The following is a 23,002-nucleotide window of genomic DNA, read 5'->3' as shown; positions in this document are numbered from 1 at the left end:
GTGCCGTGATCTACGACCGCTTTGCGCCATTTGCAGGCGTCAGCGAGTGCAGCCACTATGGTCCGTGTTCATATCGGACGTTTCCGGTCTGACGCCGCGCGGATCCCTCCCGCCATTGATGCGATCGAGTTCGCAGCCACCTTGCGGAAGGCGGAAGGTTCTGATCCGCCCTTTCTTGCTGCTGCGGCAGGAAGACCTCTTGATTCAGCCACAAGCCCAAATTGCTGGCTTTGGCAGCCCAGGAAGGATAGGCTTGGTTTTTGGTTCAAGCGATGGAACAGAGACTAGCCGCAATTCTGGCTGCCGATATGGCGGGCTACAGTCGGCTAATGGAGGCCGATGAATCCGGCACGCTCGCACGCCTTCGGACCCATCGCATAGAACTGGTCGATCCCGCCATCGCGAAGAACAAGGGCCGGATCATCAAGACCACCGGAGACGGCATGCTCGTTGAGTTCCAGAGCGTGACCGATGCCGTGAAATGCGCCGTGGAAATCCAACAGCGCATGAAACGGCGCAATTCGGATGTGCCGCAAGAACGGCGTATCGAATTCAGGATCGGCATAAATCTCGGCGACATCATTTTCGACGATGACGACATTTTCGGCGACGGCGTCAATATTGCCTCGCGCATCGAGCAACTCGCCGACGTCGGCGGTATCTGCGTGACCGCAGCGGTGGCGACCCAAATTGCCGACCGTCTCGAAATTGCCATGGAGGACCTGGGCGAGAAGACGCTGAAGAACATCAGCCGCCCGGTTCGCCTCTATCGCATTGGGTTTGACAGTGCTGTCCTGCCAGAAGTCGAGGCAAAGCGATCCATCTCGAAACCTTCGATAGTGGTGCTGCCATTCGACAACATGAGCGGCGACCCCGAGCAGGAATTTTTCGCGGACGGTCTGACCGAGGACATCATCACCGAACTGTCCCGCCACCATGAGCTGTTCGTCATCTCGCGCAATTCCAGCTTCGTCTACAAGAACCGCGCCGTGAATGTGCGCGAAGTGGCCGAGAAACTCGACGTCCAATACCTGGTGGAGGGAAGCGTCCGCAAGATCGGCGACAGGGTGCGCGTGACGGTTCAGCTCATCGACACGGCGAATGACGCTCATATCTGGGCAGACAAATATGACCGGAAGCTGGACGACATATTCGCGATTCAGGATGAGGTGACCGCGGCGATCGCAGCCACGCTGCCCGGTCGTGTCGAGGCGGCTCAGCGGGACCAGCTCGCGCGGGCGAAACCTGCAAACATGGCCGCGTATGAATGTGTGCTTGCTGCCAAGGTGCTGCATCACCGAAGCACGATTGCGGATAATGAACGCGCGCAAACCTTGATAAACAGGTCCGTCGCGCTCGACCCGGATTATGCCCATGCCCATGCCTGGCGGGCCTGCATTCTCGGCCAGGCCTGGGTCCATAACTGGTGCGAAGACAAGGATGGCGTCTGGAACGACATCATGGCAGCGCTGGACAGGGCGCTGGCGCTGGACGACAACGATGCCGATGTCCACCGCATCCTCGCCGCAGTGAACGTGAACAACAATGAGCTGACCACAGCGCGCTACCATCAAGAGCGCGCCCTCGCCCTCAATCCCAATTACGACCTCGTGGTGGTGCAGCAAGGCGAGTTATTGACCTGGCTGGGGAGGCCGGAAGAGGGAATTGAATGGATCCGCAAGGCAATGCAGTTGAACCCGCACCACCCGGAGAGGTTCTGGAGCCATCTGGGAAAGGCGCATTTCGCCGCGCGCCAATATGGCGAGGCGATCGAAGCTTTCATGCATCTGTCAACCATGGACTCGGTTCAGCACGCTTTCGCCGCTGCCTGCTACGGCTGGCTCGGCGACGAAATCGCGGCCGCGGCGCATCTAGGCAAGATCAGAACGCTCGATCCCCAATTCGATCTCGATTCATTCATCGCCACCCTGCACTATGCCCAGGAGTCTGATGCGCAGCACGTCCGCGAAGGACTGCTGAAAGCCGGTATTGCCCACCTGTAGCCAGCCCGTAACTACGATCCAATCGGGGACAGGCAAAAAGACCCGATGCGGACCTTGTGGCATGACCGAACGACGGGCGGCGCAGGATCAGAGGCGGCCGTTCCCTACCAACACGCTCCCACGCCAGCGCGCTTAAAATAGTAATCGCGGTGCCAGCTGGCCGAGGCGCTGGTCGTCCTCGTCATTGCAGAGAAACACCGAGACGCCCTTGTCGACCAGCGCATCCGAAATGCCCGACATAACCGGCAACGAAAAGCGGCCATAGGTGTCGTTGGTCAACAGCCCGAAGGGAGCGCCGCCGCAACAGGCTCTGCGCCAGGCTGTTCGGGCGAAAGCCCAGCCGCTGCGCCGTCTCGCGAATACGCTCGCGCGTCTCGGCCGTCATCCGCCCCTGCCTGTTCAGCGCTTTTGAGGCGGTGGCGACGCTGACGCCGGCAAGTGCGGCCACCTCACGGAGGGTGACGGGGGTTTTGGCGGGCGCTGGCGAGGCGTCGGAGGACATGGCGTGAGGCGAATTCCTTAGCTGGGAAAAGGTTTTCTTATCAACCCTGCGAGGCGCTGACTGGTGAGGTCAGCGGATGCGGACGGTTTGGGAAAAGGTTTTCTCAGAGGGAGATTAGGACGAAAATGGGGGTAGATCTAAGGGGATGGCTCGAGCTTAGATCGCTATTTCCAATAGTGCAGCGCAGCACGCACCTCATAGCGCGGATAGTATTCGCCGGCCGACTTCAAATCCGATCGAATGCGTTCAAGCCGTCGGGCCGCACTCTGTCGAATTCTGTCGCTGATCGGCGCCACGCCGAGCGGAGTGGAGGACGAGCCGTCGCGGGGCCAACTAGCCGGATAGGCACCCCAATCGGTCCAAGCATTGATTGATGCGATTGAATGCGTCAGGCCGTCATGGTCGCACTGCCAACCGTAGAAATTTCGTGCGCATATCCGCAGCATGGCCTTCACCTCCGGCATTGTATCCGTGAAAGCCTTCAAGGGTGTGGGTAGCAGCACCATGTTAGCGACACAGGAGTAAAAACGACGGTCCTGAACGACTGCATTTGATTCCTGGTACAGCGCGTCATCGACGCCCCAAATGTGGCAGCACGACCAGTTCGGACGATCATCCGATCGAAACCCGAGCGCATGCGTCAGAGATTTGTTGGCATAGACGTTTCCCTCTCGCTTGTGTTCAGAATGGCCTGACTGCCGATTCTTGTTCATCTGAGGCTTCGACCAATTCTCTTTGTAGAAGTAGGCGCGGCGCGCATGTTCAGGATACCAGATCGGTAAGAGCCGAAACGTTACAGGATCGACCCAACGTGCTGTTCGCTCGATTAGGCGCATCACCTCACCCAATTGTAACTCCGCGCGCAGAGCTGCCAGCCCGTCTGGCAATGTCGTGAACGCTGCGCTACCCCCGGCTGTGTTCATTGGTGGTGACCCCTCGATGGAAAATTATGTCTTTGCGACTATGAATTTTGCGCGTTCAAGCAACTCGTCAAATGTCATAATTTCAGGCTGATGAGTATGCCGGCGCAGAAGTTCGAACGAAGCGAACTTCTCATGATTTACCCCTTGGCTGGTCTGGAACTCCGCCAAACTTCCAATGATCAGATACGATTTGGGTTGATACGAATGCACTACCTCCCCAGTCGGGTCACCTTGCTTAGTTACTGATCGAAGCACGGGGCTTAGCGCAACGTTTTCAATGGTCTTTTGAACTGTCTTTTGCGCCTGCGCAATGCCACCACTAAGTGCCCTAGACGCTTGCCAGCAATCGCTGCGGTACTGATGTTCCTCCACCAGGTTCGCGGTGGGAGTCTTGATCTCGACCAAGCAAAGAGAGCTGATGATTCCTGCTGTCTTCAAAACGCCATCGGCGATTTTACCAGTGCCGGCAAGGTCAAAACCATGAACAGTTTGTTCCAACCGCTTGCCGTCAAGCGGACAATTGAAAACGAAGTCCAATCCGTAACCAAAGATCCACGTGTTCAACTCAAAGAAGTGCTGCCATATAGCCTCCAACCCTCCACCAATGCTATGATCTTGCCTGTAGCGTTCTATAGCCCTGCTATCGCGTAACAAGTTCTCGAAGACCTCAAGCTGAGCTTTTCGATAGCCAACATTCACTAGATCTGCAGAAGTAATGTGGCCACTGCGAACCGCTTCGGTGACCAGTGCTTGGCCCTCGGCAGTGGAAATAAGCGTTCGAAAGCGCCTCATCGTATCCGCATCCAGATCCGGATTGTCTGCTAGTGGGATGCGGCGCTCGTTGAGTGAATTGAGATCAAGACCGGCCAACCCCTGCAAGAAGCCGATCAGTTCAACGAAGAATGAGAAGGAGAATTTGATGCCCTCAGACTGTTCGACGTAGCCAGAGCGCGCATAGTACTGGAAGCGCTTCATCTCAATGTAGCGCCTCCACGCTCTGACCTCACGAACGTGAGGGTCGTTTTAATCTTGTTGCGCGCGGGGATGGGATGATTCGCCTCAATCGACAAAGGCAATCCATCGACATCGGACGACACTACGGTGAAGAACTTCCCCGCGCCGTCCCGGAAAGGATGCGTGTAGAGATAATCTAGGCGATGGCGATCGACGATCTCCGCCTCTGAAGCGTCCGTAGCATTAGGACCCATGTTCGCTTGCACTTAGTTGGCTCCAAAGTGAGCTCGGAGGTGCGACAGAAGACTACTCAACATGTTCGATGAACGTGATGGTACTGCCGCCACCGGTCAGGGTGTCGAATATCTCCAATTTAGAACGGCTGAGGAGATCGCGCCAGATAACCTCCATATCGTCGAACGCGTCATTGACGAACTGCTCGTTGAGTTGGCTCTGCCAATCGGCCGTTAAATAACCCCGCCTCTCTAGCTCCTCATGAGTCGTGATGATCTCCTTGTCGTTCTGCAACTCGATCGGCTTGCCATGGGCCATGGTGTCTCGAAAATTCTTTAGATCGCGTACCGTCTTGTAAGGTCTGGTTTGCTCGTCAAATGCTACGCCGAGTTGCTTGGTGACCATTTTTACCTTCGTCAGGTACGGAGCTCTCTCATCCCATTTGGAGATGAGTTTATGCCCGAGGAAGTTGATCTTCGCCTCGACAGCGAAAGCTATCATTGTCAGGCAGGCCATCATTTCGAGGGCGACGCCTTCGCGATCATCATTCTTCAACCGCTCTGCGATGCGCTCTTTGAAATAATAGGCTGCGTTTGCAAGATCGTTGTGAATGAAGAAGTGGCGATGTTCTTGTAGCCTCACTTTTATCTTGTTCATTTTACCGCCCAGCCTTTTTTATCATCATCGAGGACAACGAGAATTCCAGCAAGCCCCGCACTCGTCGTAACGACAGATTTTCGCATTGCAGCGTCACGTTCGAGTATCTAAATTTGACGTCGAGACATTGCCCGAGGGCTGGGAGCGCGTCGATGAACTACGAAGTTATTTCGGCACAGGAATTTGCCACCCTTCCTGACGATCCTGAAGAGAAGTTTGTCGCCCTTGAGGAGATTTGTCGCCGCAATATGAACGTCATGATCAATGACGATAGCAACGCTAATTTTGACAGACTAATCAGCACACAATACATGACTGTCATTGCAGCTGCTGCCCAGGAGTTTGGGATTGAAGGGCTTGAATACCCCTACAACATGGAAAATCCTTGGCAAGAGTTGGGGAACTTCATGTTGAAGGCGGGTGGAATCACAACTCGATTTCGCCTCCGCGCGTCTCGCCGAAATCCCGATACCTCTGTTCGCCTAGCCAGCAAGACACGCGGCCGTATTGAGCAACAGATTCAGAAGCTCCGCAATATTGTCCAAGAAAGCGATCTTTCCACCGATCACCAGAAGGCGTTGTTGCGCAAACTGGATGAACTCTCCGTCGAACTCTCTCAGCCGCGCCTTAGCTTCGCGAAGGTGATGGCGATCCTGGCGGTTGTCAGCGTAGGGGTGACCGGTGCGACAGGCTTCCTTGCGGAAGCGCCGCAGGCGATCGTAACTATTACTAGCCTGATTGGCGGAGACAAAGAGGCAGAAGATGCGGAAGACGCCCGGCTCGGGCCTCCGCCTGCACAGAGGGCATTGCCGTCACCGCCCCAGAAGTTGCCGTCGCCTGAGCGGTTCGGTCGCTCAAATGTTGATGATGAGATTCCTTTCTGACATCAGTGAGGCTGAACCACGGGGCCGGCGCTGCCGGCTCGACCTTTCGAGTCCAGAACCCCACCTCACTGCTTAAAACAGTGCTCACGATGCCATTGCAAAAAACGAGGATGCGGGCGTTCAGCTTGTCGGCGAGACGGAAGTGCCCGACCGGTCTTGTTTATGAACGCCTGCACGCTATCAAGGTCGTTGACCTGCCGCGAGATCAGGATTTCCAAATCATCGGATAGGCTGATCAATCCGCGATCGAACATCCAGTGCGCGGTGCCGGACAGCGCGATCCCATTGTTGATGATATCGGGTCCGTTCTTTTCGACCGGTCGAATATGGGCGGCGGAAACCTCGGCTCGGCCGCCACCATTTATCAACTTCAGTCCCGTGATCGCGCAGCGCTCGTCATAGGCGCGCAAGACGATGCGACGGAAAATGCGGTCCCGCACAATTCGCGATCCGATGTAGTTTATGCGATCACGGCTCTGCTCGAATTCGAATGGCGCCTGCTCATCCTGAAAACCAGTAGACGTGCCTACCTCATCAACGCGCGGTAGCAGCAACTCGTTCGTGTCCAGGCCCAAATCGATGATGCGGTTGAAATCGGCTGGACTGATTGGGCGGACGGCCGATTGAGCGCGACCGGAAATCCGTCCTTGGTCGTTGAATAAGCCTCGTTCAACGAGACCATTGGTTCCGTTAAATGGAACAGGATTGACGAAGTCGAGATAGGTGCCGGGCTCGATCAAAGCGAGGTACATATCAGGCGTCACAGGATCGGGAATGATCTGTTGGACTTTGGCTACGGCGTAATAGCCACGGGTATCGTCTACCTTGCTAGGCTCGTAGTAAATGATCCAGTTGCCGACGCATGCTTCGACGCGGCTGAGATACGGGCGAGGAAATTGGTACTGCTCTGCGGGACGGTCGTTGTATCTCGAATCTGAGCGGTGAATGAACACCCCGAATCCCATGATCTTCCTGCAATGCGTTTCTTGGGAATATCTGCCTCAGATGTAACACCAATCCGATCTTGGGAACTTAGTCCAGGTCGAAGAAGCTTTTCCCCATGGTATCGGTCCTTTGGAGGCGAATAGCCCTAACAAGCACCGCGCTATTTTCACGGAGCGTGTCGCAAACCGTCCGCCCCATCCGTCCTCTGACAAAACGGATACCGCCATGCGAAAACTTATCGTCACCGAATTCATCAGCGTCGATGGCATTGCCGAGGTCGAGAAGCTGCCCGGCGTGACCTGGAACGATGAAATGCAAAGGTTCAAGGAAGACGAACTTGCCGACAGCGGCGCCATGCTTCTGGGGCGCACGACCTATGAGATTTTTGCCGGCTCGTGGCCTGAGGAAACCAGAGACTTCGCCGAGCGGTTCAACGCGCTGCCGAAATATGTCGCGTCGACGAGCTTGAAGGTGCTCGACTGGAAGCCGGCCGAGCTGCTGACGGGCGCCTTGCCGGAGGCGGTCAGGGCACTGAAGCAAGGCAGCGGCGGCAACATCTATGTGCATGGCAGCCTGAGCATCGCCCAGCAGTTGCTGCGCGATGGCCTGGTCGACCGCATCAGGCTGCTCAGCTATCCCGGCGCCGTCGGCCAGGGCAAGCCGCTGTTCCCGCCCGGCGAGCAAGTGCCGCTCGAGTTGATTTCGGCCACGCCGTTCAGCAACGGCGTGGTGGCGCTTGAATATGCGCCTGTGATGGGGAAGGCGTGAGGCGCCGATGACAGCCAATCTCCCCCCTTGAGGGGGAGATGCCCGGCAGGGCAGAGGGGGCGGTTCGACCGGGCGCGGCCTCCTCTCTTGCGACAGTGGAGGTTGGCGCATTACGCGAGACGACCCCCTCTGGCCTGCCGGCCATCTCCCCCTCAAGGGGGGAGATCGGCAGCTTCGGCCTCGGCTCGTCAAGCTCGCCCGTTTAGACCATCAGCGCCTCACTCCAACCTTACAGCACCCGCCCCTCCCGGGCCGCTCCCTTCTCCCGCTCAGCCGCGACCAACATCTCAACAAACCTCGTCACCTTGGGCGGGCGGAAGCGTGCGGCGGGGTAGACCGTGTAGATGCCTCCGGAGGGAGGGCGCCACTCGGGCAGGATCTGCACGAGCCGCCCTGCGGCCAGCTCATCCCGCACCAGGAAATCCGCCGACAGGCCGGCGCCGGCGCGGACGGCCGCCAGCACTGCCGGCGTTGCTTCGATGGCGATCGTGGCCTGCATGCGCATAGGCAGCCGGCTCATTCAAAGCCGTGTCGTCGGTCAAAAGCGAGAATGCCGGTCCACCTCTGCCACGGCGGTCATCCGGTAACCGGCGTGCGGTTGGCGAATCGTCGAGAAGCCTTTCGACAATCGGCGCCGGAACCTTTGTTGTTTTAGAATGTTCTAATGCTTCGGCTGCATTCCGTTTCGCGTGGCCCCGCGAACCAAAGATGACCGCCGATTGGCAATCGTCTTTGGGAGGGACGTGACATGCCCTTGCGTTTCAACGGTACAGCAACAATTTTCGCTCTGCTCCTGTCTTCAAGCTTGATCCCCGCCGCGGCTCAAATGAGCGCGAAAGAGAAAATAAGCGGGAAGGATTTCGACAACGCTGCCGCCGAGCAGGCCAAGCGATATCTCGAGGAAGGCCGCGAGACATTCCGCTTCGACACCTTCGGCAGCGAGGATTTCTGGGGCGGCAAACTTAAACTCCACGAGGCAATCGCAGGTGAGAAGCTGGGCGGCACGGGGCCCGGCCTGAGCCCACAGAAAGCCCTCGAACTCGGCCTCAAGGTCGATGTGAACGCCATTCCCAAGGATGTGGCCGATGCGCTCAACAAGGGCGCGGTCGACCTCGCGGATCCCGCGAGCACGCTTGTCCTGCTGAGAGCCAATGCCGTTGTCGGGGTGACCGGGTTCTTCGCCGAGGACGGAAAGACGCTGACTTCGGTGGGCATCCAATGCGCGGTGTGCCATTCAACCGTCGATGACGCCTATGCGCCCGGGATCGGACAACGGCTGGACGGCTGGCCCAACCGTGACCTGAATATCGGCGCGATCGTTGCCCTCGCACCTGATCTCACGGCGTTCACCGAGATGCTGCAGATATCCGAAGCGGAGGTGAAGAAGGCGGTTGAGGCGTGGGGTCCCGGGAAGTTCGATGCCGAACTGAACCTCGATGGCAAAGCATTCCGGCCGGACGGCAAGACGGCCGCCACGCTCAATCCGGCGGCATTCGGATTGGCCGGTGTAAACAACCACACATGGACCGGAGCCTGGGGCACGGTGAGCTACTGGAACGCTTATGTGGGCAATCTCGAGATGCACGGGAAAGGCGTGTTTTACGATCCGCGCCTTGATGACGCCGAGAAGTATCCGGTCGCAGCACGAACGAAGCAGGGCCACAAGCAGGACAAGCAGGACCGGATTACGGCCAAGTTGCCGGCGCTCCATTTCTATCAACTTTCGCTGCCGACACCGAAACCGCCGGAGGGCGCCTTCGACAGCGCCGCTGCGGAGAAAGGAGAGGTTCTCTTCAACGACAAGGCCAAATGCGGCACTTGCCACGTGCCACCGCTCTTCACGGAACCGGGCTGGAACCTGCATACCGCCGACGAGATAGGGATCGATGATTTCCAGGCGATGCGATCTCCGGACGAGCGCTACCGGACGGCATCGCTGCGAGCCCTTTGGGACATCGAGAAAATTCACAAGGGCGGTTTCTACCACGATGGGCGGTTCGCCACACTCGATGACGTTGTCGAGCACTATGACGGTCATCTGAGCCTTGACCTAACCGATCAGGAAAAGAGTGATCTGATCGAATACCTGAAGTCGATTTGACCCGGCAGGCTTGAGCGAAGACCATCCCTCCAACAACGCGCGTGACATTTCACAGCGCGCTCCCCTCCGCGACTGAACCCGTCCGCGGCTCGGCCGCGACAAGCATCTCAACAAACCTCGTCACCTTGGGCGGGCGGAAGCGCGCGGCGGGGTAGACCGTGTAGATGCCTCCGGAGGGCAGCCGCCACCCGGGCAGGATCTGGACGAGCCGCCCCGCGGCCAGTTCATCCCGCACCAAGAAATCCGGCAGGACCGACAGGCCGGCGCCGGCGCGGACGGCCGCCAGCACTGCCGGCGTTGCGTCGATGGCGATCGTTGCCTGCATGCGCACGGCGTGATGCTCGTCGCGGCGCGAAAATTGCCATAGCAGCGGTTCGCGCAGCGCCAGGTTGGCGACGAAGGGCAGCCCGGCAAGGTCTTGCGGTTCGCCGGCCTTGAAGCGCCCGGCAAACTCTGCTCCGCACACCGTGAACTGCCTGAAAGTGCCGATCCGCCGCGCCTGCAGGCTGGAATCGGCCAGCCAGCCGACGCGGATCGCCACGTCCATTCCACCGGAAGCCAGGTCGATGGTTTCGTCGCCCAGCGTCAGTTCCACCCGGCAGGCGGGATAGCGCGCGCTGAAGGCGGTGACCACCGGCACCACCGCCGACGTGCCGTAGTCGTTGGGCGCCGCGATGCGCAGCGTGCCGGTCGGCTCGGTGGCCGCCTGCGCGAGCTCGTCGAAGGCATCCTCGGCCTGCTGCAGGACTTGCAGGCAGCGGGCATGGAATGTCCGGCCGGCCTCGGTCGGATGGACGCGCCGCGTGGTGCGGATCAGCAGCGTCGTTCCGACATCGCGCTCCAGCCGCGCCACCTGCTGGCTGACGACCGCCTTGGTGATGCCCAGCCGCTCGGCAGCCCGCGTGAAGGAGCCGGCATCGACCACCGCGGCGAAATAGGCCAGCCGGTTCAGGTTCATGCGTGGCTCATGGCAAATGCGGCCTCATTGTCAGGCAATGGCATACATTACGTCTATTTTGTTGGCCTTCAATACGCGTCCCGCTTTTGCCATCTTCCTGAAATCGAGGCTGCGCGGCAGCCGCCCGAAGTCCGCATTCCAAAGCCCAGGAGATAATCATGTTCACACGGAGAGCCATCATGAAAACCACCCTCGCCGCCGGCGCCGCTGCCGTCTTCGCTCCCGCCGGGCTTGGCCATGCAGCCGCTGGGCTTTCCTGGAAACATTTTCCTGCCGGCGAAAACGGCTTCTTTCGCGCCCCCGTGCTGATCACCGGCGCCTCCGAGGCGCTGCTGATCGACGGCGGTTTCACCTATTCCGACGGCCGCGCCGTGGCCGAGGCGATCAAGGCGACCGGCAAGACGCTCACCACCATCTATGTCAGCCAGTCCGACCCGGACTATTATTTCGGCCTCAAGCCGATCAAGGAGGCGTTCCCGCAGGCACGGGTGATCGCCGCCGCCGAGACCGTGGCCGCCATCAACGGCAGCGTCGACAAGAAAATCGCTGTCTGGGGGCCGCAGCTCAAGGAGAATGGCCCGCAGGCGCTCGCCGATGTCGTCATCCCCGAAGTGTTCGACGGCAAGACGCTCACCGTTGATGGCGAGACCATCGAGATCGTCGATGCGGAAGGCCTCGCCAACCGGCGCTATCTCTCGGTGCCGTCGCTGAACGCGGTATTCGGCGGGGTGATGATTTTTTCGGGCGTGCATGTCTGGACCGCCGACACGCCGACTAGGGAACAGCGCGCCGCCTGGCTCGCCAATCTCGAAAAGATCGCGGCCGCCAAGCCTCAAATCGTCGTGCCCGGCCACATGACGCCGCAGGCCGCAACGGATCTCTCGGGCGTCGAGCACACCAAGGCCTACCTCATTGCCTTCGAGGAAGAACTGGCCAAAGCCAAGGACGCGGCCGCGCTCAAGGGCGCCATGGAAGCCCGCTTCCCCGGCCTCGGCATGGGCGTCGCGCTCGACATCGGCTCCAAGGTCGCCACCGGCGAGATGAAGTGGGGCTGAGATGGGCAATCTTTCCTTCTCCCCTTGTGGGAGAAGGTGGCCGCGAAGCGGTCGGATGAGGGGTGCTCCAGCTTGGCAAGGACGGCGCTCCGTCCAACACCCCTCATCCGGCTCGACGCTGCGCGCCGATCCACCTTCTCCCACAAGGGGAGAAGGCAAGGGGCGAGGGGCGGCGCAAACTTGGAGTGATTGCCCTTCGCGGTCGTCTCAAACGCCAAGCGCCCTACTCTCTTCCCGGTTCTGGCGGTGTAAGCGGGACCACTATCCTGCTATTGTGCATCGCCTTTGATGATCTGACGAGCGCAAACGTGCCCCTGAAAACCCGACTGACAGAGCGTTTCGCGATCAGGCATCCCATCCTCCTCGCTCCGATGGGCGTGATGGCAGGCGGACGGCTTGCAGCAGCGGTATCGCATGCCGGCGGGCTCGGTCTGATCGGCGGAGGCTACGGCGACGAAGCCTGGCTGGACAAGGAATTTGCCGCCGCAGGCAACGCGCGGGTCGGATGCGGCTTTATCACATGGTCGCTGGCAACCAGGCCGCATCTGCTCGACCGCGTATTGGAGCGGCAACCCGCGGCGCTCATGCTTTCATTCGGCTCGCCTGCGCCCTTCGCCGCACATATCAGAGAAGCGGGAGTGCCTATCATCTGCCAAGTCCAGTCGATGTTGCATGCCCGCGAGGCACTCGACGTCGGCGCAGATGTAATTGTGGCGCAGGGCAAAGAAGCCGGCGGCCACAGCGGTCATCGCTCGACCTTCACACTCGTTCCCGAGATTGCCGATCTTCTCGCGAAACAGTCGCCGGAGACGCTTCTCGTGGCGGCGGGTGGCGTTGGCGACGGTCGAGCGCTTGCCGCGGCATTGATGCTTGGCGCCGACGGCGTGCTTGTCGGCACGCGGTTCATTGCGGCTGCAGAGTCCGCTGCGCCGCGCGGATTCCAGGAGGCTATCATCGCCGCCGATGGCGACAAGACGATCAAGACCACAACCGTCGACATTGCCCGGAATTATCGTTGGCCGACAGACGAATTCGTCGCGCGTGTGTTGAGGAATCGATTTGTCGCCGCCTGGCATGGCCGCGAAGGTCAGTTGGCTGAAGAGGAGACGCTGGCCACCCAGAGCAGCGACTATTGGGACGCTTTTTATGCTGGCGATGCTGAGAACACCGGCGTTTTGATGGGGGAAGTCGCCGGAGTGATCCAAGGCGTCGAGTCGGCTGGACGTGTGATCGAGGACATGGTCGGACAAGCCGAGTGTCTGCTCGCGGACGGGCCGCAACGTATCGTCGATTGACTGCTCAGTTTCTCTTCGACCCTACCTGATTATTTGCAGAAATAACAACATATGAGGTTTCCCGATCCGTCTCGTCGGGCGCGCCGCGCGCCTTTCGAACCGGGTGCGAGCTTGTAGGGCTGAGAATTTGGTGGTCACCCTCAGCCTCGCTGGAGGTTGGCACGGAGGAGGTCCAGGATGCCGCAGATCGCAAACAACGCCGACGCCGACGCCGGACGGCCCGTCCGAAGCAGCGCAAAACTGTTCCTGTGCGGCGACGTGATGCTCGGGCGCGGGATGGACCAGATCCTCGCCAATCCGGGCGATCCGCACCTGTCCGAGCGCTATGTCAAATCGGCGACGACCTATGTCGAGCTTGCCGAACGCATCAATGGCCCGATCCCGAGAAAGGTCGACGATGCCTATGTCTGGGGCGATGCGCTCAGCGAATTGGAGCGTGAAGCTCCCGATGCGCGGATCATCAATCTCGAGACCAGCATCACAACCAGCCTGTCCTTGGCGCCCAAGGGGATCAAAGATGAACCCGGCCAACATCGGCTGCCTGGCGGCGGCGCGGGTCAGCTGCTGCGTGCTCGCCAACAACCATGTGCTCGACTGGGATGAGCCTGGCCTCGTCGAAACCCTCGATACGCTCCGGCATGCCGGCCTCGTCTATGCCGGGGCCGGCCTTGACGCGGACGAGGCGGCGGCGCCTGCCGTCATTGAACTGGCGGGCGGAGGCCGCGTGCTCGTGTTCGGCTTTGCACTCGAGACGAGCGGCGTTCCAGCTTCGTGGGCAGCCGGAGCCTACAAGCCAGGGGTCAACCTGCTGGCGGATGTCTCTGCCCGGTCGCTCGCGCAGATCGCCCGATCCGTGGAGGCCATAAAACAGCCCGGCGACCTCGCGGTGGCCTCGATCCACTGGGGCGGCAACTGCGGCTACCAAGTCCCCGCGGAAGAACGCGCGCTTGGCCATGCTCTTGTCGATGTTGCAGGTTTCGACGTCGTGCATGGGCACTCCTCCCACCATCCCAAGCCGATCGAAATCCATGACGGCCGGCTGATCCTTTATGGATGCGGCGACTTCCTCACCGACTATGAGGGAATTACGGGCTACGAAACCTTTCGCGGTGAACTTGCGCTGATGTACCTGCCGCGGCTCGCCATACCGGACGGCACGCTTGTTTCGCTCGACGTCGTGCCGTTCCAGCTCCGCAAATTCCGGCTAAACCGCGCCTCGCCCGAAGATGCCGCCTGGCTCGCGGCGATGCTTGAGCGTAAGAGCTCGCCTTTCGGCACTCATGTGGCGCTCGATAACCGTCTCACTGTCCTTTGGTGAAGCGCCTGCGGTCAGCAGCCAGCGATACTAATTTTCAAGCCTCTCCGGCCGTCCTCGGCCAAGCGCACCGTCGGCGCGGGCCTGCAGGTAGGCATAGATGTCGTCGATGTAGGGTGCGACGTTGGGATCGTCGGCGAAGCCCTTCATCACCGAAGGGCCGCTGCGCACGCCGTCGCGAACGTTGCGGCGGAAGACCTCGATGGCGGGCAGCCGGTCGACAAGGGCCGAGGCGAAGGTTGAGCCCATGCCGTCGGGGCCATGGCAGTGATTGCAGCTGCCATGGTAGCGACGGAAGCCGTTGTAGGTTCGCGCGTCGACCTTAGCGCCGACAACTTCGTAGAACTTGCCCGCGGCCAGCTCAGCTTGCGAAGACGCGCCGAAGCCAGCGGCAACGGTAAAGACGACGACAGCCGGGATGAGCCATGGAGACATCGCCAAGGACGCGCGTGCGAAGAGTGACTGACTTCGACTAATCGCCGCGGAGCGCTGTCGCGAGCGCAAGCGAAAATCCAAAATAGTTGGAACCGTGCGGATTTTCGCTGGGTTTGGCGCGCCTCCGCTCGTCCCAAACATTCGCGCCGCTACTCGAAACGTCTCAGTCGAAATTGGCCGGTGACGAGAACGGCCGATTGGCGTCGACAACGAAGATGGCCAGCTCATCGAGATCGCTTGTGCCGGCGTTGAACACCTCCATCGGCGTGTCGGCCCCGTGTCCGACCATCGTCGTGCCGGCTTCGGCATAGGCCACCCCGTGGGGTGTTCTCTGGCCGAGCTTGCCGGCCAGCACATAGAAGGCCTCCGGTCCCGGATGCGTATGGATCTTCGTCTTGACGCCGGGCGCTCCACCGGCGCGGTTGACGCGCAGCAAATACTCGCTTGCGCTGATCGGAGGGACCGGTCCGATCTCGACGACCTTGGTTCCGCCGGTCGTAGAGCCATCCTTCGCTCCAAGCGTGAACAGCCAGACCTTGCCTGCAACCTCCGCCGCAAGCGAGGTCGGGCCCGCAGCGCTTTGGGCCTGCGCCAGCGTTGGGAAATTTTCCAGCCGCCAGTACAACGGTCCGGAGGGCAGTTCCCTCACCTTTTTCTCAACCACCGGCTCGACGGCGAATTTGCCGTCTGCGGGCATTGAGGCTGACGTCGTCAGTCCGAAAGCACACAGTGAGAACATAAGCAGGCCAATACGGCGGGCGCTGAGGGAATGCCGCTTCATGGTTGGTCCTCCTATCGATGCAACGTGCCCCGGATTGCGGTTGGTCGGCGGCTACGATGATGCAGCCAGCGCCGCCGCAACGCGCCTGCCCCCGGATCACTCGACGGCGGTCATCAGTCAACGGCGAGCTTCGGAGAAGAAACCACGATCCCGTCTATCGGATGCGGGCTGACGACAAGCTTACCGCCAACGCGCAATATCTCGACGATCTGGTCCGACTCTCCTAGCTTGCCTGGCACCGAGAGCGCGACCTTCTGATTCTCGGTCAGTGTCGCCACGAAACGCACGGGCAAGCCAGCCTCGCCCTGCGCAATTGTGGTGACCACCCGATAGCCGTCCTCCTCCGGCGTGTAATAGACGACACCAAGAAAGCCGGCGAGATCGATGCTTTCGGCCTTCATGGCTCCAAGCTCGCCGGCATGCGCGGGCATCGCCGCCATGCAAAGTGCTGCAAAAGCAATGTACCTGTACATAATGCTGCTCCATCCCGAATTGTCCGGGCCGAACCCGGCTCAAGGTTTCAGCAATAGCGGTCGTGCGCCGTGATAGTCGGCGCACGCAGGCAGAATTCTTGATTAGTCCCCCCGGCTGCATCACTGTGGCGAAGGCTCGCGAGCCGGGAACGGCGCTGAACCCCACTGGTTGTCACAGTTCCGTGTGACCTTTTCTTCTGGGGCGCAAGCATTTCACTGCCCGGTTGCTTGCGCATCCCCTGTTTGGGGGAGATAATCGGAATTTAAGCGATCGCTAAAGTTTGGAGAGGCGAGAGCACCTGTGAGAGCGCGCGGCTTTCCGCGTCGGACGCGCTGTCGACATGCGGGGGGCCGTCGATGGCCAAGGCATTGTCGCATCATGAGCTGTCGAAGCTGATCGGCTCGATCTACGATTGCGCACTCGACCCGGAGCGATGGGAGCACGCGCTTGCCGGGATCAGAGATGCGCTCAACGCCCAGACAGCGGTCCTGCACCTTGACGACCTCACCAACGACCGGCTGCTGATCCACAGGACCGTGGGAATAGAGCCATACTGGCTGGAGCAACAGGCGAAACATATCCCCGAGATCCACGCCCGGCTGATCGAGGATCTCTCGACGTGGCCTTCGCTCGATGTGCCGCATGTGGTCTCACGCCATATCCCTCAAACATACCTGGAGACCTCCCGATATTTTCAGGAGTGGCTGAAGCCGCAAGGCCTGATCGACGTCATGTCGTTTTTCCTGATCCACACCCCTACCCGCCTTGCCGGCTTCGCCATTGCCCGGCATAAGCGGCAAGGCATTATCACCGGGCGTGAAATCAAGCTTGGCGGATTGTTGCTGCCGCATGTGCGCCGCTCCGTGATGATCAGCAACATGCTCGACATGGGCACGATCGAGCGCGCACGGATGGCCGAGGCGCTCGATGCGCTCACATGCGCCGTAGTCCTCACCAATGGACGTGGCGCGATCCTGCACGCCAACCACGCGGCCAAGCACATGCTGCGGAGCGGCGGCCCGGTCCAGGATGTCCATGGCATCCTGCAAGCGAAGATCCCGTCGGCTTCCAGGGAGCTTCACAGCGCCATCATGCTTGCGGCTCAGGATGATGCGAGCATCGGCAAGACAGGGCTTGCGGTCCTCCTCACCGAACCCGGCCTGCCGCCCGTCTTCGCCCGCGTGCTGCCTATGGCCGGTGGCGATCTGCGCGCCGGCATGGACCCCGCGGCGGTAGCCGCGGTGTTCATCGGCAATGCACCGGACGAGCATGACGCCGCCGACATGCTGGCGACAGCCTTTGGGCTCACGCTGGCCGAAACGCGCGTGCTCGCCAGCCTTCTCGCCGGGCACACCCTGGCCGAGACCGGCGCCAGCCTTCACATTGCCAGCACGACCACCAAGACGCATCTCGACAATATCTTCCAGAAGACCGGGGTCTCCCGTCAGGCCGATCTGATGCGCCTTGTCATGCAGATCGTTCCGCCCGCGGGGCAGCCTGTTCCCTGAACTACAGTCATTCACCGCTTTGGATACAGGTATCCAACGCCGCGGATCGTCTTGATCAGCTCCGGCTTGGCCGGGTCCTTTTCGAGCCGGCGGCGCAGCCGCGTGATACGGCTGTCGATGCTGCGGTCGAAGGGCTCGTCGCCCCTGGGTGGCGCAAGGTCGAGCAATTCGTCGCGACCAATGACTTGGCCGGCTCGGGTGGCGAAGGCGGCCACCAGATCAAGCTCCATCGGCGTCAGCGGAATGGCCACGCCGTTGGTGTCGACGAGGTTTCTCGCGCGGGCGTCAAACACATAGGTTCCGAAGGCGAAATGCCCGGCCGGCAAAGCGTCGGCATTGTTCAATCCCTTCGGCCTGCGCCTGCGCAACACCGCGGCGATCCTGGCTTCCAGCTCGACCGGTGCAAAGGGCTTTGCCAGATAGTCGTCCGCGCCGACCTCGAGACCCGCCACCTTGTCGAAGACCGAATCGGCGCCGGTCAGCATCAGGATGCCGGTGTCGTGATGCTCGCGCAGCCAGCGGGCCAGGCTAAAGCCGTTCTCGCCCGGCATATTGAGGTCGAGCACGACAAGATCCGCCTTCGCCGCCGCGATCGTCTCGCGCAATTCGGCACCGCCGGATGCCGTGCGCATGCGGTAGCCTTTCGCCTGCAAATAGTCGGCGATCATGAACGCAACGTCGGTCTCGTCGTCCACGACAATGATGTCGGCCATGCGTTCCCCCGCGGCGAGCGACGCTCCAAACCTACAGGGCGCATTAACCCCGGGTCAATCGGGCCCGTCTGCTGCCGACTCCGGGCGAGCTCGACACAATTGAAACAATCCAAGCCGGGAAACCCGGCTCACGGCATCATCGTGAAACATCCCGTGGTTATTTGTCGAAAGACGTCGGGCAGATTGCCGGCAGGCCGGCTTGACAGGCTGGGAGCCGTTCAATCCACTGCCCGCACGGGAACAGCAACCGTCGTGACGGCGCATCCGTCTGTGGAGACCTCGCCGTGCCGACCTCCTCGAAGCTGTCCAGGCATTTCGCGTCGTTGATGGCGGCCTGCGTTTTGCCTCTCGTCGCGCTTGTCGCCGGCATCGGCCTCTACCAGTCCTACGCCCTGCAACAGTCGCTTCTACCCTATGCGCTCATTTTGCTCGGGTTGCTTGCCTCGGTGTTCGCTTTGCATCGAGTGCTTCTGAGAGAGATCGTCGGTCCGGCGATCTCGCTTGTCGACCATGTGCGCTCCGGCGCCGCCGGCGAAACCACCGACAAGCCCGGGGCCGCGATCAAAACCTCGGCGCTTTGGCAGCCCTGGATCGATATGGCTTCGAGCATCTTCGCCGAAAACCGCAGGGCGCTGCGCGAGCTGGCCGATAGTGAGCAGCGCTACCGCAATGTTGTCGAGGCACAGACGGAGTATATCATTCGGGTCGCGCCGGATGGGCGCATGAGCTTTGCCAATGACGCCTACTGCCGTCTTGTCGGCAAGACGCGCGAAGAGCTGCTGAGCCCGGACTGGCACTATTTCAACTCGTTTTCCGCCGATTTCGGCAGCTTCGACGAGATCATCGGTCGAGTGACCCCGGAACGGCCGGTTTGCGAAGTGGAAGAGACCGGCGCCCTGAGCGATGGCCGCCAGGTCCACATTCATTGGACCGATCGCGGCATCTTCGACGCCAGCGGCAAGCTCATCGAAATACAGTCGATCGGACGCGATGTTGCCGAGCAGAAACTCGCCCGTCAGGCACTCGAGGCCAGCGAGCAGCGCTACCGCAGCGTGGTCGAGCTGCAGACCGAGTTCGTCGTCCGGATGTCGCCGGAGGGTCATTTGAGCTTCGTCAACGACGCCTATTGCCGGGCGTGCCGGATGACCCGTGAACAGCTTCTCGACCCGTCCTGGTGCGAACTCGATGTGCTGCCGCCCGACGAACGGCGCAGGTTCCTGGACCACCTTGCCCGCCTCACCCCGCAGGCTCCGGATGCCAGCATGGAACTTCTCAATGCGATGCCGGATGGCGTGCGCCGATGGCTCGCCTGGAACGATCATGGCATTTTCGACAGCGACGGGCGCCTTGTCGAAGTGCAGTCCGTCGGCCGCGATATCTCCGACCGCGTCCTGGCCGAGCAAGCCAGAATTGAAGCCGAAAAACTGTTGGCCGAACGGGAGGCGCAGTTTCGCGCCATAGCCGAAGGCGTGCCGCTGCCGATCACCATCTCGGCAATAGAAGGCCCCGAAATCCTGTTCGTTAACGAGCCGGCGCGCAGGACGCTCGGCATCGAAGTCGGCCAGATCGGAGCCGAAGCGACGTCGACCTGGGAAGACCTCTCGCGGCGAGACCATCTCCTGCGGCTGTTGCTGAGAGATGGCATCGTCGACGCATTCGAAGCCGGCATGACCAATATGCAAGGCTCAAGAATGGATACGCTGGTTTCGGCGCGGCTGATCACGCAGGCCGGCCGTTCGGCAATGCTTGCTGCCGTCACCGACATCACCCGTCAGCGCGAAGCCGAGGCGGAGATCGCCCGCCAGCGTGAAACGCTGTACCAGTCGGAAAAGCTCTCCGCTCTCGGTTCGCTACTGGCCGGCGTGGCGCACGAGCTCAACAATCCGCTGTCGGTCGTCATCGGCTATAGCTCGATGCTGAAGGAATTCTCGACGGACAAGGCGACCGTGGGACGCGCCGACAAGATCCACGCAGCGGCCGAGCGATGCTCGCGAATCGTCCGCACCTTTCTGGCGATGGCCCGCAAGAAGCCGCCGACACGGGGCGCCGTCGACATCAATGAAGTCGTGGTCGCTTCGCTGGAGCTCGCCGCCTACAGCCTGCGTTCGGCTGGGGTCGAAATCCGCACCGAGCTGGCGGAACCGCTCCCCAATATCTGGGGCGATAGGGACCAGCTTCATCAGGTCATCACCAACCTGGTGGTCAATGCGCAGCAAGCTCTGCTGCAGGTCCCGCACCCGCGGCGGCTGACCATCGTCACGTCAGGGGAAGGCGATGCCGTCGAGGTGGTTGTCGCTGACAATGGCCCAGGCATGCCGGAGACTGTGCGCGCGCGTGCTTTTGAGCCTTTCTACACGACCAAAATGGCCGGCGAAGGCACCGGGGTCGGGCTGTCTGTCTGCCAGGGCATCGTGACGGCACACGACGGCAGCATAGAACTGGATTCGACGCAGGGCGGCGGCGCACGGTTCACGGTCCGGCTTCCGAGCGGCAAGGCAGAGACGGCTCCTGCGCCCGAGGCTGCCGGAAGGGCGCCGCCTGCGCCATCGGCGGCACGAATTCTGGTGGTCGACGACGATGCCGACATTGCCTCGATGATCGCCGAGATGCTGCGCCGCGACGGCCACGACGTCACCATTGCCGACGATGCGAATGCCGCCCTCAAGGCTGTGCGCGCGGATGGAATCGATCTGTTGATCAGCGACATACGCATGCCCGGCCTCGACGGCCCCGGCCTCTATCGCGCGCTGGAGCAACTGCGTCCCGGACTCGCCAAACGGCTTCTGTTCGTGACCGGCGACACGCTGGCGCCCGAGATCGATCGTTTCATCGGCGAGACGGGCGCGCCGGTGATCGAGAAACCACTCGATCCGCAGACCTTTCGCAGGCTCGTGATGGAGCGCCTGAGGGCGATGGAGACCAGCGCAATGGAAGAGGCTAAAGCGTGACAAAACAGAAATTGCTCATTGTCGACGACGAAGCGCCCTTGCGCGAGATGCTGTCGGATTACTTGCTCATGCACGGCTTCGACGTCCGATCCGTTCCGGATGGGGCGGGAATGCTGACCGAACTCGATCGCTTTGGCCCCGACCTCGTCATTCTCGACGTCAATCTCGTCGGCGAAAGCGGCTACGACCTCGCCCGCGAAATCGCCAAGGGCAGCCGCGTCGGCATCCTGATGCTGACCGCAGTCGGAGACCTGCCGCATCGGCTCGAAGGTCTTGCCGCCGGCGCCGACGACTATATGGCCAAGCCGTTCGAGCCGCGCGAACTCCTGGCGCGTGTCAGGAGCGTCATCCGGCGCCTGGGCGAGGAAGAACAGACGCCGGAAAACCGCATCCGTTTCGGTGGCTGCATCCTCGATATGGACGGCCGCACGATGGTCGATTTGGATGGCACCGACGTGCAGTTGACATCCATGGAATTCGACCTGCTGTGCGTCTTCGCGCGCCATCCCCGGCAGATATTGTCGCGCGACCAGCTGTGCAGGCTGGCCCACAACCGCGACCTCGAGCCGGGCGACCGGAGCATCGACATCCGCATCACCCGACTGCGCAAGAAGTTCGAGAGCGAGCCAGACGCTCCGACCGTTCTGGTGACGGTTCGCGGCGAAGGCTATGTCTACGAGCCTGCCCAGGACGAGGCGCGGCGCCGGTAGATACGGCGCTTCAAAGAGGCTGAGCCGTCCAGCTGTGACGGTTCACAGCTTACGCGATCGGCTTGCGCGCCCGGCGAAATTCCCTTCGCAGGCTTCGAGCCGTGTCGCGCGCGACCGGTATGGTCCAGCGCGCGGTCATCGTCGCGATCAGCAGCCCGGCAACCGGATCGATGAAGCGGGCAATGATCGTGCCTTCCCAAATCATGGCTGTTGCGAGCGACGCGGCGATGAGCAGGTTCGACGAGAGCTTGTCCGAAAACAGACAGATTTGCGCGCGGGCCAGCGCGGAAGCGGCAGCATTGTTGCGGGCTTTCCACCGGCGCAGGATCCAGAAATTGATCGCCGCGTAGGCCCCGTTCAGGCTCATGGCGAGAACAATGCCGGGACCGTGGGGTTCGACGCCGCCGACGGTGATCCGCTGGATGGCGATGCCGGCGACGACTGCCATGGAAAAGCACATGCCGACGGCGGCCAGCCCATTGACGAGCGTCTCGGCCAGGGCTGCTCGCCGCTTGTTCATGCCCAGTTTCTTGCTGCCGCCAGCCACAACCAGGACTGAGACCAGCACCAGCATGTCCATCAGCGTCAGGGCGAGATCGGCACGGATGGTCAGCGATGTGGATGTCGCCGCCGCATATGCCGTCAAAAGCAGGCCCGGCGTGCCCGCCAGCACCGCCAGACGTGCCGTTCGGGCAGCCGTCGCCTCGCCGTTCAGTCTGTCATCGGTTTTTCGCGCAGGTTGCATCGCCAGAGATCTCCTCGTTCTGGCGTCACCGATGAGGCAGGGATGTTGCACTGATTTGCCGATTTGCCGGCTGAAGGTTTCCTTTGTGTCGCCG

General features: G+C 61.0%; 21 protein-coding genes and 2 pseudogenes. 11 read left to right on the top strand and 12 right to left on the bottom strand.

Going from position 1 to position 23,002, the window contains the following annotated elements:
- Positions 1-272 precede the first annotated feature (272 nt).
- Complete coding sequence (locus EOC94_RS11545; RefSeq protein ID WP_127290521.1) at positions 273-2,003, top strand: adenylate/guanylate cyclase domain-containing protein; 1,731 nt, start codon at positions 273-275, stop codon at positions 2,001-2,003.
- Positions 2,004-2,156: 153 nt separating this feature from the next.
- Here the strand turns inward: EOC94_RS11545 and EOC94_RS11540 are convergent.
- The 4 genes and pseudogenes from EOC94_RS11540 to EOC94_RS11525 form a co-directional block, all read right to left on the bottom strand.
- Positions 2,157-2,505 (bottom strand): annotated as a pseudogene (locus EOC94_RS11540) (LacI family DNA-binding transcriptional regulator); the annotation flags it as partial.
- Between the two features lie 164 nt (positions 2,506-2,669).
- The gene (locus EOC94_RS11535) at positions 2,670-3,428 is read right to left on the bottom strand and encodes a hypothetical protein (protein ID WP_127290519.1); all 759 of its coding nucleotides are present in this window, start codon (positions 3,426-3,428) and stop codon (positions 2,670-2,672) included.
- A gap of 24 nt (positions 3,429-3,452) precedes the next feature.
- A complete protein-coding gene (locus EOC94_RS11530) occupies positions 3,453-4,403 on the bottom strand; it encodes a Shedu immune nuclease family protein (RefSeq protein ID WP_127290517.1) in 951 nt (316 codons plus the stop codon).
- 285 nt (positions 4,404-4,688) lie between these two features.
- The gene (locus EOC94_RS11525; protein ID WP_127290515.1) at positions 4,689-5,273 is read right to left on the bottom strand and encodes a hypothetical protein; all 585 of its coding nucleotides are present in this window, start codon (positions 5,271-5,273) and stop codon (positions 4,689-4,691) included.
- A gap of 152 nt (positions 5,274-5,425) precedes the next feature.
- On the opposite strand from EOC94_RS11525, the gene EOC94_RS11520 reads away from it, so the two are divergent.
- Positions 5,426-6,157, top strand: a complete 732-nt coding sequence (locus tag EOC94_RS11520) for a hypothetical protein (protein ID WP_127290513.1) — start codon at positions 5,426-5,428, stop codon at positions 6,155-6,157.
- Positions 6,158-6,222: 65 nt separating this feature from the next.
- On the opposite strand, the gene EOC94_RS11515 is transcribed toward EOC94_RS11520, so the two are convergent.
- A complete protein-coding gene (locus tag EOC94_RS11515; protein ID WP_127290511.1) occupies positions 6,223-7,122 on the bottom strand; it encodes an HNH endonuclease in 900 nt (299 codons plus the stop codon).
- Positions 7,123-7,327: 205 nt separating this feature from the next.
- Here EOC94_RS11515 and EOC94_RS11510 point away from each other — a divergent pair, with 205 nt between their 5' ends.
- Positions 7,328-7,870 carry a dihydrofolate reductase family protein gene (locus EOC94_RS11510; protein WP_127290509.1) on the top strand — a complete coding sequence of 181 codons (543 nt, stop codon included), beginning with the start codon at positions 7,328-7,330 and terminating at the stop codon, positions 7,868-7,870.
- 229 nt (positions 7,871-8,099) lie between these two features.
- Here EOC94_RS11510 and EOC94_RS11505 read toward each other — a convergent pair.
- Positions 8,100-8,375, bottom strand: a pseudogene (locus tag EOC94_RS11505) (LysR substrate-binding domain-containing protein); the annotation flags it as partial.
- Positions 8,376-8,618: 243 nt separating this feature from the next.
- On the opposite strand from EOC94_RS11505, the gene EOC94_RS11500 reads away from it, so the two are divergent.
- Positions 8,619-9,971: a hypothetical protein gene (locus EOC94_RS11500; RefSeq protein WP_095485647.1), complete on the top strand. Its 1,353-nt coding sequence runs from the start codon at positions 8,619-8,621 to the stop codon at positions 9,969-9,971.
- Between the two features lie 49 nt (positions 9,972-10,020).
- On the opposite strand, the gene EOC94_RS11495 is transcribed toward EOC94_RS11500, so the two are convergent.
- Positions 10,021-10,929, bottom strand: a complete 909-nt coding sequence (locus tag EOC94_RS11495; RefSeq protein WP_127290505.1) for a LysR family transcriptional regulator — start codon at positions 10,927-10,929, stop codon at positions 10,021-10,023.
- 158 nt (positions 10,930-11,087) lie between these two features.
- Between EOC94_RS11495 and EOC94_RS11490 the strand changes: the two genes are divergently transcribed.
- The 4 genes from EOC94_RS11490 to EOC94_RS11475 all read left to right on the top strand — a co-directional run bounded on the left by EOC94_RS11490 (position 11,088) and on the right by EOC94_RS11475 (position 14,597).
- On the top strand, positions 11,088-11,984 hold the full coding sequence (locus tag EOC94_RS11490; protein ID WP_185928214.1) for an MBL fold metallo-hydrolase: 897 nt from the start codon (positions 11,088-11,090) through the stop codon (positions 11,982-11,984).
- Positions 11,985-12,169: 185 nt separating this feature from the next.
- Positions 12,170-13,279 (top strand): nitronate monooxygenase, encoded by a 1,110-nt coding sequence (locus tag EOC94_RS11480; protein ID WP_245458060.1) that lies wholly within the window; start codon positions 12,170-12,172, stop codon positions 13,277-13,279.
- 177 nt (positions 13,280-13,456) lie between these two features.
- The gene (locus EOC94_RS35065) at positions 13,457-13,882 is read left to right on the top strand and encodes a CapA family protein (RefSeq protein ID WP_281032970.1); all 426 of its coding nucleotides are present in this window, start codon (positions 13,457-13,459) and stop codon (positions 13,880-13,882) included.
- Positions 13,797-14,597: a CapA family protein gene (locus EOC94_RS11475; RefSeq protein WP_281032969.1), complete on the top strand. Its 801-nt coding sequence runs from the start codon at positions 13,797-13,799 to the stop codon at positions 14,595-14,597. The genes EOC94_RS35065 and EOC94_RS11475 overlap by 86 nt, the downstream gene beginning before the upstream one ends.
- A gap of 27 nt (positions 14,598-14,624) precedes the next feature.
- On the opposite strand, the gene EOC94_RS11470 is transcribed toward EOC94_RS11475, so the two are convergent.
- The 3 genes from EOC94_RS11470 to EOC94_RS11460 form a co-directional block, all read right to left on the bottom strand.
- Complete coding sequence (locus EOC94_RS11470) at positions 14,625-15,029, bottom strand: c-type cytochrome (protein ID WP_127290497.1); 405 nt, start codon at positions 15,027-15,029, stop codon at positions 14,625-14,627.
- Between the two features lie 163 nt (positions 15,030-15,192).
- Complete coding sequence (locus EOC94_RS11465; protein ID WP_126107012.1) at positions 15,193-15,810, bottom strand: cupin domain-containing protein; 618 nt, start codon at positions 15,808-15,810, stop codon at positions 15,193-15,195.
- Between the two features lie 113 nt (positions 15,811-15,923).
- A complete protein-coding gene (locus tag EOC94_RS11460; RefSeq protein WP_127290495.1) occupies positions 15,924-16,283 on the bottom strand; it encodes a hypothetical protein in 360 nt (119 codons plus the stop codon).
- 357 nt (positions 16,284-16,640) lie between these two features.
- On the opposite strand from EOC94_RS11460, the gene EOC94_RS11455 reads away from it, so the two are divergent.
- Positions 16,641-17,792: a LuxR C-terminal-related transcriptional regulator gene (locus tag EOC94_RS11455; RefSeq protein ID WP_127290493.1), complete on the top strand. Its 1,152-nt coding sequence runs from the start codon at positions 16,641-16,643 to the stop codon at positions 17,790-17,792.
- Between the two features lie 11 nt (positions 17,793-17,803).
- Here EOC94_RS11455 and EOC94_RS11450 read toward each other — a convergent pair whose 3' ends face one another.
- A complete protein-coding gene (locus tag EOC94_RS11450) occupies positions 17,804-18,505 on the bottom strand; it encodes a response regulator transcription factor (RefSeq protein ID WP_127290491.1) in 702 nt (233 codons plus the stop codon).
- A gap of 284 nt (positions 18,506-18,789) precedes the next feature.
- On the opposite strand from EOC94_RS11450, the gene EOC94_RS11445 reads away from it, so the two are divergent.
- A complete protein-coding gene (locus tag EOC94_RS11445) occupies positions 18,790-21,453 on the top strand; it encodes a PAS domain-containing sensor histidine kinase (RefSeq protein ID WP_127290489.1) in 2,664 nt (887 codons plus the stop codon).
- The gene (locus EOC94_RS11440; protein ID WP_126107017.1) at positions 21,450-22,163 is read left to right on the top strand and encodes a response regulator transcription factor; all 714 of its coding nucleotides are present in this window, start codon (positions 21,450-21,452) and stop codon (positions 22,161-22,163) included. Before EOC94_RS11445 ends, EOC94_RS11440 begins: the two co-directional genes overlap by 4 nt.
- Before the next feature lie 49 nt (positions 22,164-22,212).
- On the opposite strand, the gene EOC94_RS11435 is transcribed toward EOC94_RS11440, so the two are convergent.
- Entirely contained in the window at positions 22,213-22,908 is a 696-nt protein-coding gene (locus EOC94_RS11435) for a hypothetical protein (RefSeq protein ID WP_127204659.1), read from the bottom strand.
- Positions 22,909-23,002: the final 94 nt, after the last annotated feature.

It is taken from the genome of Mesorhizobium sp. M6A.T.Ce.TU.016.01.1.1, assembly GCF_003997065.1.
Lineage (GTDB): Bacteria > Pseudomonadota > Alphaproteobacteria > Rhizobiales > Rhizobiaceae > Mesorhizobium > Mesorhizobium mediterraneum.
Note: the sequence above shows the minus strand (reverse complement) of the source record. Positions and strands in the feature narration are given on the sequence as shown.